Below are 404 nucleotides of genomic sequence, written 5' to 3'. Positions count from 1 at the left end.
GCAAAACTTCAATGAAGTCATCGAGTGTCGTCCAGGGTGTAAAACTCACCCAGGTCGGACGTATCGCGATGCCTGCCTCGTGGACTAGCTTTATCGATTGAACAACCTCTTGGCGTGTGTGTCTTTTATCGAGAATGGTGAGCACTCGGTCGCTCAGCGATTCCACTGCCGTGATGATGAATAGGCAGCCAGCCGCGGCAAATTCTGGAAGATCCTCTCCGCGTGTGAGCAGATGCTCGACTTTGGCGACAAAGTCGAATGTCAATGCAGGAAATTCCTCATGCATCGCGCGAACCACTCGCAGCGAGTGTTTGGGTCCGTTGAGAAAATCCGGATCGCCGAACGAGATATGCGTTGCTCCGGCTTTGACTTGTTGGCGAATATCTTGCAAAACGATCTCTTGC

1 protein-coding gene is annotated in these 404 nt (G+C 52.0%); it reads right to left on the bottom strand.

Translation table 11 applies throughout. The features are described from left to right. Positions 1–404 (bottom strand): radical SAM protein (locus ABGY95_RS05225; RefSeq protein WP_347440641.1); only part of this gene is annotated, 404 nt, incomplete at both ends.

Origin of the sequence: Rubritalea sp., assembly GCF_039830215.1 — a bacterium.
GTDB lineage: Bacteria > Verrucomicrobiota > Verrucomicrobiia > Verrucomicrobiales > Akkermansiaceae > Rubritalea.
The sequence above is the reverse complement of the archived record's forward strand: the minus strand, read 5'-3'. Positions and strand labels throughout refer to the sequence as shown.